6 protein-coding genes and 1 pseudogene are annotated in these 6,799 nt (G+C 61.2%); 2 read left to right on the top strand and 5 right to left on the bottom strand.

Features of this window, described 5'->3' with window-relative positions:
• Positions 1–657 (bottom strand): CmcJ/NvfI family oxidoreductase (locus tag VNX23_RS08380; RefSeq protein WP_325628943.1); only part of this gene is annotated, 657 nt, incomplete at its 3' end.
• Between the two features lie 199 nt (positions 658–856).
• On the opposite strand from VNX23_RS08380, the gene VNX23_RS08375 reads away from it, so the two are divergent.
• Together VNX23_RS08375 and VNX23_RS08370 are read left to right on the top strand one after the other, a co-directional pair.
• Positions 857–1,807, top strand: coding sequence for a DUF1932 domain-containing protein (locus VNX23_RS08375; RefSeq protein WP_325628941.1), 951 nt, complete (start codon positions 857–859; stop codon positions 1,805–1,807).
• The gene (locus VNX23_RS08370) at positions 1,808–2,734 is read left to right on the top strand and encodes an amidohydrolase family protein (protein ID WP_325628939.1); all 927 of its coding nucleotides are present in this window, start codon (positions 1,808–1,810) and stop codon (positions 2,732–2,734) included. It begins immediately after the preceding gene.
• Between the two features lie 216 nt (positions 2,735–2,950).
• Here VNX23_RS08370 and VNX23_RS08365 read toward each other — a convergent pair whose 3' ends face one another.
• From VNX23_RS08365 to VNX23_RS08350, 4 genes and pseudogenes are all read right to left on the bottom strand, one after another.
• The gene (locus tag VNX23_RS08365) at positions 2,951–3,133 is read right to left on the bottom strand and encodes a hypothetical protein (RefSeq protein WP_325628937.1); all 183 of its coding nucleotides are present in this window, start codon (positions 3,131–3,133) and stop codon (positions 2,951–2,953) included.
• A 150-nt stretch (positions 3,134–3,283) separates the two neighbouring features.
• Complete coding sequence (locus tag VNX23_RS08360; RefSeq protein ID WP_325628935.1) at positions 3,284–4,828, bottom strand: SpoVR family protein; 1,545 nt, start codon at positions 4,826–4,828, stop codon at positions 3,284–3,286.
• A complete protein-coding gene (locus tag VNX23_RS08355) occupies positions 4,825–6,102 on the bottom strand; it encodes a YeaH/YhbH family protein (RefSeq protein WP_325628945.1) in 1,278 nt (425 codons plus the stop codon). Before VNX23_RS08355 ends, VNX23_RS08360 begins: the two co-directional genes overlap by 4 nt.
• Before the next feature lie 183 nt (positions 6,103–6,285).
• A pseudogene (locus VNX23_RS08350) lies at positions 6,286–6,799 on the bottom strand (PrkA family serine protein kinase); the annotation flags it as partial.

Raw genomic sequence — 6,799 nt, 5'->3', positions numbered from 1 at the left:
GTACTTGATCGCATAAGTCTGGCCGATGCGTCCGGGCGCGCGCCGCTCTGACACAATCATATCCGGTGGCGACAGCGTTTGCGCATCCGCCATGGCGAGCGGATAAGTCTCCACAGGATGGTGGATCGGCCGCCAAACCTGGATGATGGCGAAGCGCCGCTGCAACAACTCTTCGGCTTGGTCAGGGAGAATATCGCGCACACGCTGGGGGGCCGACCATTCCGTGTAGTCGTTGTGAACACGGCGGACGACCTCTCGGGTCCTCTTCGACTCGCGCATTTCGTCGTCGGCGGTACGTAGCGTGTGGTCGAATACGACGACGCGCCTGGCGCCGCTCTCGCTTTTGATCAGCGCTTCCATCTCCGGATAGTAGACCCGCCGGATTTGATCCTCGTCATAGAAGTCCTCAACTTTCGTGTCGTGGCACACGAAGCGAAAGCCGTGGCGCTCCAACACAAAATTTTCCGGATGGCGACGGCCGTTGTGAATGGTTATGCGGCGCGGATCGGCTGTGCCGCCTGAGCGTGTGTCGGTACCGCCGGGACCGGCGACGACGGTGAAAACCTTGCTGCCATCGTCGACAATGTAGTTCAGCGTCGCTTCAATATGGTCCGGCGCGAGAGCGGATTCTTCAGTCGGTGTTGCGGCTTGCGGCATGGCGAACTCCCTGTCGTTCGCCTTCAATTTAGGTGTCGTGGCGGCGCAAGGGAAGTGCAGCTTTACGGCCGTGGCGGATATCCTTTGTGCCGGGCCGATGTCCGATTTTCGGACGCAAAGCAGACACTACCTTCCTGCATCGGTAGGACCTGTTTATAAAGACAAATCCGCCGCTATCCGACAGGAAAGATCCTCTGCCATGACCGCGCCTGCAACCAATCCGCCGAAATGGAACGTCGGCCTTGTCGGGTACGGCGAAGTCGGACGTATCCTCGCCGAAGATTTATGCAGGCAGGACGTCAAGGTGATGGCCTTTGACGTCAAGCTTCGAGGCGACGAGGCGGGCGGTCCCTTGCGCGATCACGCCAACCACCATGACGTGCGGTTGACGGCTTCGCATGCCGAACTTGCTGCGCAATCCGATCTTGTCGTTTCCGCCGTCACCGCAAGCCAGGCCGTGTCGGTGGCCGAGGCGTGCGCGGGCACGGTGAAGCGCGGCACCTGGTTCCTCGACTTCAATTCGGCTTCGCCCGGCGCCAAGCAACGCGCGGCAGCGCTGATCGACGGTGGCGGCGGCCGCTATGTCGAGGGCGCCGTGATGACATCGATTCCGCCCTACCGCATCAGGGTGCCTTTGCTGCTCGGCGGCAAGGATGCGGGCGAACTCGCGCCGCTGATTGGTGCGCTGGGATTCAACGCCAGGGTCGCCAGCGAAAAACTCGGCGTCGCCTCCGCGGTAAAGATGTGCCGCAGCGTGATGATCAAGGGGCTTGAGGCCATGCTGATCGAGAGCTTCACCACCGCGCGCGCCTATGGCGTCGAGGATGCGGTGCTGGCGTCGCTGAAGGAAACCTTCCCCGGCATCGACTGGGAAAAGCAGGGCGCCTACTTCTTCCAGCGCGTGATCGAGCATGGCCGCCGCCGCAGCGAGGAAGTGCGCGAGGTGGCAGAAACCGTACGCGAGATCGGGCTTGAGCCATGGTCGTCGCAAGGCACGGCCGAACGCCAGGCGTGGATGGCCGATCTCGCCGACCTCGGCCTGTTCGGCGAGCGGGGACTTGAAGGTTTCGCGCGCAGTCCGGATTGGCGCTGTGAAGCCGACCGCATTCTCGTAAGCATCGCGAGCAAGAATAAAAAGACGGGCAAGTGAATGGTCGAAACTGCGCGCTCCGAAAAGACACCAGGTTGGCTCGACTGGTACGAAAACCCCTCAAAACCCCGCTTCAAGGTGCCGCCGGGCGCGGTGGATGCGCATTGCCACGTCTTCGGCCCGAAAGACAAATTCCCTTATGCGCCGGAGCGCAAATATACGCCGTGTGACGCCTCGAAGGAGCAGCTCTTTGCCCTGCGCGATCATCTCGGCTTTTCGCGCAACGTCATCGTGCAGGCGACCTGTCACGGCGCCGACAACCGCGCGATGGTCGATGCGCTCAACCATGCGCACGGGCGCGCACGGGGGGTTGCGACGGTGCGGCGCGACAGCTCGGATGCTGATTTGCGCGTGCTGCACGAGGCAGGCATCCGCGGCGTGCGCTTCAACTTCGTCAGGCGGCTCGTCGATTTCACGCCGCGAGAGGAACTGATGGAGATTGCCGCCCGCATCGAAAAACTCGGCTGGCACGTCGTGATCTATTTCGAGGCGGTCGACCTGGCTGAGCTATGGGACTTCTTCACCGCCCTGCCGACGACGGTCGTCGTCGATCACATGGGCCGGCCCGATGTGAGCAAAGCGGTGGACGGGCCTGAATTCGAACGCTTCATCAAGTTCATGACCGAGAATCCGAACGTGTGGTCCAAGGTCAGTTGTCCGGAGCGGCTGTCGGTTTCGGGACCGGTAGCGCTCAACGGCGAACAAAACGCCTACCGCGACGTGGTTCCTTTCGCGCGCCGCATGGTCGAGACGTTTCCTGATCGCGTGCTCTGGGGCACCGACTGGCCGCATCCCAATCTGAAAAACCACATGCCCGACGACGGCCTGTTGGTGGACTTCATCCCGCAGATTGCGACCACGCCCGAGCTGCAACGCAAGCTTCTGGTCGAAAATCCGATGCGGCTCTACTGGCCGGAACTTTGCTGAAAACGGCCCCGCCCGGCGGCGCCTCTCACACCGGGATCGATCTACGTGCGCCCGATGCGCCACAATGATTGCGGCGGATCCAACAGGCCGCAAAGCCTCGGAGCCAAATGGCTCCCGCTTCGCTCCAGCCTCGCCCGCTGGCAACGCTTGTCGCTTCTACCTGTCCGAGTGATTTGCGCCCTTGCCGATCGGCGATCGAAAATGGCGCAGTGGAACTCAGTGCAGGGTTTCGAACGCTACTTCGCCGCTCTCGTCGATCGACATGAAGGCGTAGAGCCGGGAAAGCTCAGCCTCCAGATGCTCGTTGACCAGCATCAATGCTTCAAGCGCTCCTCGCATGTTGCCATCACAGGATGCAATAATTCTTTCGATAGCAACCTCAGTTCGCTTGTACGCCATGTGCATTCCCCTACTTAAACACCCGCCGCAATATCTTGCGGGGATTGGGGCAAAATTCGGCGCCCTCGGCGGACATTTCATGGCGTGCGGAGTTTTCAACAGGCTTGGCGGCCGGTCCCGGCGTTTTCTCCGCTCTTTTCTCGGGCTTGTTCAGGCCGCTATCGCCAGGCTGCGCGGGCTGACGACGTACTCCTTCAATACCGTATCCTTGGCATCGACTTCAACCAGAGATACGTCATACGTCCACAAATCAGCGAGATGTTGTAGAACACGCCTGGCGTCGGTTTCATTGAGCTGGGCGCCCTTCACCACGACGTGGCGCAGCATCAGGCGGCGGTCGCCCGCAAGGTCGACATCAACCACTTCGATGTTCGGATCGATATAGCCGACGTCATACTGCTTGGCGAGTTCCCGGCGGATTCGCCGGTAGCCGCGCGCATCGTGAATCGCATCGACCTTGATGCCGGCGGCTTCTTCGGGATCGTCGTGCAGATGGAACATCCGCCAGCTTCGGATCAGACGCGGGCTGAGGAACTGGCTGATGAAACTTTCGTCCCGGTAGTTGGCCCAGACGTTGCGCAGCACACCCATGACGTCGCCAGAGCCTGCGATCTCGCCGAACCACTCGCGATCCTCGTCGTCCGGGCGGGTCACGATGCGCTCGATGTCCTGCATGATCGCAAAGCCGAGCGCGTAAGGGTTGAAATCCGAAAAGCGCTGGTCGTCGAAATCGGGTTGGAACACCACGTTGGTGTGCGACTGCAGGAATTCGAGGAAGTTGCCGTCAGAAAGCCGGCCCTGCTGGTGCAGCCGGTTCATGATGCGGTAATGCACGTAGGTCGCGGTGCCCTCGTTCATCACCTTGGTCTGGCTCTGCGGATAGAAATATTGCGCGATGTGGCGCACGATCCGAAGGATCTCGCGCTGCCAGGGCTGCAGGCGGGGCGCGGTCTTTTCCAGGAAGTAGAGGATATTTTCCTGCGGCAACCCGAGCAGCTTGCGCCGCCGCTCGCTGCTCAACAGCTCCGCGCTCTTCACCGGTCCTGTCGGCACCGTCCGCCACAAATCGTTGAACATGCTCTGTTCATGCGCGCGGCGTTCCTTGGCGCGTTTTTCCTCTGCGCGAAGGTCGAGATTCTTCTTGCCGGGATAGCGATCGATGCCATGCGACATCAGGGCATGGGCCGCATCCAGCGTGACTTCGACCGCGAGCCGCCCGTGACGCTCCTCGCATTGCGCCACATAGGTCTTGGCAAAGTCGAGATAATCTAGGATGCCGTCGGCATCGGTCCATTGCCGGAACAGGTAGTTGTTCTTGAAGAAATGATTGTGGCCGAAGGCTGCGTGCGCGATCACCAGCGTCTGCATGGTCGCGGTGTTCTCTTCCATCAAATAGGAGATGCAGGGCGAAGAGTTGATCACGATCTCATAGGCGAGACCCTTCAGCCCCTTGCGGTAGAACGCCTCGTGATGGGCAAAATGCTTGCCGAACGACCAGTGTTTGTAGAACAGCGGCATGCCGGCCGAAGAATAGGCGTCCAGCATCTGTTCGGCGGTGATGATCTCGATCTGGTTCGGATAGGTATCGAGCCCGAGTTCGCCTTTCGCGATCTCCTCGCAGGCATCGTGTATCCGCTGCAGCTTCGGGAAATCCCAATCCGCTCCCTCGAACAGGCGTTCGGCTGTCGCTGTCATGGCGCGGCTTTCTCCTGGTTTCGTCGACGCTGGAACAGTTCGTGGAACACCGGGAAGATCTGGCTGCGCTCGTTGACCTTGCGCATGGACAGAGGTGCGCCGTCGGCGCGCAGGCGCTGATACAGCGTCCACAGCGAGGAGTCCGGCATTTCGAAGGAGCTGCCGGTGGCCTCGCCGACCTCGAGATAGGCAAAGAACTGGCTCACGGGAAGGATCTGATCAGTCAAAAGCCGCCCGGTGAGCGCACTGTCGGCGATCGAGTTGTCGCCGTCGGAGGCTTGAGCTGCGTAAATGTTCCAGTCGGCGGGGCGGAAGCGCGATCTGACGATGTCGCTCATCGCCTGCAGCGCGCTCGACACCAGCGTGCCGCCCGACGCGGGCCCGCGGAAGAAGGTCTCCTCGTCCACCTCCTCGGCGCGGTCGGTGTGGCGGATGAAGACGATCTCGACATGCCGGTAGCGGCGGGTGAGGAACACGTAAAGCAGCATGTAGAAGCGCTTGGCGAGATCCTTCATGTGTTCGGACATCGAACCCGACACGTCCATCAGGCAGAACATCACCGCCTGCGCCACCGGCTTGGGCACCGTCTCGAACCGGCGGAAGCGGATATCGATCGGATCGATGAAGGGAATGCGCTTGGCCTTTGCTTTCAGCGCCTCGATCTCGGCGATCAACTCGGCGCGGCGCCCTTCGTCCTGGCAACTCTCGAGCTCCGCCTCGAGCCGGGCGATCGTCTCCGGCCTCGGCCTTCTGAGCGCGACGCGGCGCGCCAGCGCCAGTCGCACCGTGCGGCTGACCGAAATATTCGCCGGTGATCCCGAGGTCGAATAGCCCGCACGCTGGAGGCCTTCGCTCTCGGCGTCGGCCAGCCTGCGCTTGGCCAGATCCGGCAATTCGAGATCGTCGAGAAAGAGGTCGACGAACTCGTCGCGGGACAGGACGAAGCGGAAATCATCCTCGCTGTCGCCTTCGCCCGGCTGCGATCCCCGCCCTCCCCGGCCTCCATCGGGGCGTGGAAGGATGTCACCTTCGACGAACTTCTTGTTGCCGGGAAGCACCCGGTCGCGCGTACCGCCTTCGGTGCGAAACCGCGGCTCATGCATCCCGTCGAGCGGGATCGAGACCTCCCCGCCCTCCAGCACGTCCTTGATGTCGCGTCCCTCGGAGGTCTTCTTCACCGCACCCCGCACCAGCGCCTTGGCGCGACGCAGGAAACGCTGACGGTTTTCCAGGCTCTTGCTGCCTGGATTCAGACGCCGATCGACTATGAACATCGCCACTGTTCTAGTGCTCACTTTCCGAAGTTCGTGTTCCTTGCAGCACCCACCTTTCACGAACTTCGGAAAGTCATGGGCACTAGCAAACTATTATTTCAGTACCGCTTAGCGATCTGAAGTCCCTGAAACGAACCGGCCGCAAATAGCGCAGGGACTTCAGATCGGGCGGTACTGGCCGCCTCAGCCGGCTTGCTTCACACGCATGTACCACTCGACGAGCCTGCGGACCTGACGCTCGGTATAGCCGCGTCCCACCATCCGCGCGACGAATTCGCCGTGCTTCTTCTCGGTTTCGCCGTCCTTCTTCGAACCGAACGAGATCACCGGAAGCAAATCCTCGACCTGCGAGAATATGCGCTTCTCGATCACTTCGCGAATCTTCTCATAAGAGGTCCAGGACGGATTCTTGCCGCCGTTCTGGGCCCGCGAGCGCAGCGAGAACTTCACGACCTCGTTGCGGAAGTCCTTCGGGTTGGCGATTCCGGCAGGCTTCTCGATCTTGGTCAGTTCCTGGTTGAGAAGGTCGCGGTTGAGCATCTGGCCGGTGTCGGGATCCTTGAAGTCCTGATCCTCGATCCACGCGTCGGCGTAGTCGACGTAACGGTCGAACAGGTTCTGGCCGTAATCGGAGTAGGATTCCAGATACGCTTTCTGAATCTCGTTGCCGATGAACTCCGCGTAGCGCGGCACGAGC

The sequence above is a fragment of the Bradyrhizobium sp. genome (assembly GCF_035570375.1).
GTDB lineage: Bacteria > Pseudomonadota > Alphaproteobacteria > Rhizobiales > Xanthobacteraceae > Bradyrhizobium.
This window is presented reverse-complemented; position numbering and strand designations above follow the sequence as displayed.